Source organism: Microcystis sp. LEGE 08355 (genome assembly GCF_015207185.1).
Lineage (GTDB): Bacteria > Cyanobacteriota > Cyanobacteriia > Cyanobacteriales > Microcystaceae > Microcystis > Microcystis panniformis.
Map to the genome: position 1 here is coordinate 1 of NZ_JADEXI010000705.1, position 2,187 is coordinate 2,187.

1 protein-coding gene and 1 pseudogene are annotated in these 2,187 nt (G+C 35.8%); both read right to left on the reverse strand.

All coding sequences use genetic code 11. From position 1 onward, the window contains the following. Positions 1-126: 126 nt before the first annotated feature. Positions 127-1,572, reverse strand: a pseudogene (locus tag IQ242_RS23125) (AAA-like domain-containing protein); the annotation flags it as partial. 74 nt (positions 1,573-1,646) lie between these two features. Further along, positions 1,647-2,066 (reverse strand): PIN domain-containing protein, encoded by a 420-nt coding sequence (locus tag IQ242_RS23130; RefSeq protein ID WP_193961564.1) that lies wholly within the window; start codon positions 2,064-2,066, stop codon positions 1,647-1,649. Positions 2,067-2,187 lie beyond the last annotated feature (121 nt).

The following is a 2,187-nucleotide window of genomic DNA, read 5'->3' on the forward strand; positions in this document are numbered from 1 at the left end:
TTATCAGTTATCAGTTATCAGTTATCAGTTATCAGTTATCAGTTATCAGTTATCAGTTATCAGTTATCAGTTATCAGTTATCAGTTATCAGTTATCAGTTATCAGTTATCAGTTATCAGTTATCAGACCAAAATCTAAACCAAAACGCCCTAAATAAGATTCTAATTGTTCAATTCCATCAGCTTGGGGATCGCGTTTTTTATCCCGCCATACTTTCAATTCAATCCCTAAAATTACATCTTTATAACGCAGACATAAATCCATTCTATCGCTACCAATTGCATACTCTCTTTCTAAAACTCCCCCACCATTAACCACACGATGTAAAAAAGCCATTAATACTATATGTGGAGCAATTTCATGATAAGCAGCACTACTTAATAATGGTTCGACCTGTTGTCGCCAAAATTTGAGAAATGCTGTTAATAAAGCATCTATATTTAATTCACCTGTTGTAGTCAACCAACTAGGAATAATTAAAGGTAAACTGTCCTGAGTTCCTTGTACTAAAACGCGGGGAATAACTTCACGATATATGGGGTTAGAAATAACTAATCCCCCATCGGATCACGTTGTAATAATCCTAAATCTATTAAATATTGGCGATCATCTGCTAGAGTATCGGGTAAGGTTTTCCCTGCTAAAATCGGTTCAATAATGTTTTTCACTCGTTTTTCCCTGAGTTTTTCCGCTAAACTGTCTAAATGAGTATCTTGACGAGCAATTAATATTTCTTTGGCTGTTAAAATATGTTCTTTGGTAATAGTAATACTTCTATCTTTTGCAATTTTTTCTGCATTTTTTTTAGCTAAAGCATTGACTAATCAGGGTTGTCCTTGAGTTAAATCATAAGCTGTTTCTATTGCTTCTGGTGTGAAAATTTGTCCCGTTGCTGCTGTATGTTGTTGATATAATTCTCCCACTTCTGCAAGATTAAAATTTCGCATAGTCAGAGAAGCAACTTTGATATTAAAAGGACTAGATGTATTTAATCTATCACTACCACCAGATGCTACTTTATAATCTCTCACATCTCGTAAACCAATTAATCCTACTGACGAGGGAAAATTTTCTGGACGATTAGGAAAACCATCTCTTAACTGTCGTAAAACTGATATTAATGTTTGGTCTTGTAAAGAGTCAATTTCATCTATAAATAATACTATGGGACGATTGATAGCTTTTGCCCAACCTCTTAAAAAAGCCTTTATTCTGCTTCCTGGTTCTTCCTGTTGCCATTGTTTAGCAGGTGGTTGTAATTCCGTCGGGTAAACTATCCTCAATTGTATTATACCATGCCCCTAAAATTGCTAATTCGGCGGCAGTAGGATCATGATTAAATGCACTTCCTACTTCCACTGACACCATGACTGCGGCATAATTTCCGGTGTCGGTAAGTTGTTTTGCTAGGGATAACATAGCGGTGGTTTTCCCTGTTTGTCGTGGTGCGTGAAGGACAAAATAACTACGTTGTTGAATTAGCTCCTCTAAATCTGGTAATCTGACTGTGGGAGAGAGCATATAGTGGATATCGTCTTTACAGGGACCTGCAATATTAAACCAGCGAGTCATAGAATTTTGGTAATAGGTGAACTCTTTAAGTTTACACATTTTTTATGCTCCCGATACATTATTAAAACCACCAGCTAATGAGAGTTGGTTAATTCGGCAATTAATTGTTCAGGAGTGATAATTCGTGGTGTGACAATGGGGAAATCTTGAGGATTACGGGTAATAATTGCATCCAATTGATTAACTACCGCAGTAGAGTATTGAATAGAATCTTCAAAATCCTGAAAATTTGTTGTGAAAGCCATTCTAATTGCAGCCTGATTTACTGTAGCAATTTGACAAAAAGTAAGTATTTCTTGCAAAAACTCAATAGTTAAATCTCGACCTTTTTGTTTACGAATCAGATAATAAAGGTCACTAATAGTTGATGCTGAAATGTAGCCTTCTATTTGTCCCTGTTCAACAAATGCCAAAACTGTCTCGCTATTAGTAAAGTAAGGCTGTCTTTCCAGGGCAATATCTATAATTATGTTGGTATCAATCAAGACTTTCACAGGTTATGTTTCTCCTTTAAATATTCCCATTTAGCTTGATCTGGATCAAAATCAGGAGGTGCAGGTTGGGTTTTCTCAAACCAGTTTTGCAAAACCTTGATTTTAGTTGGTCTTTTTGGTG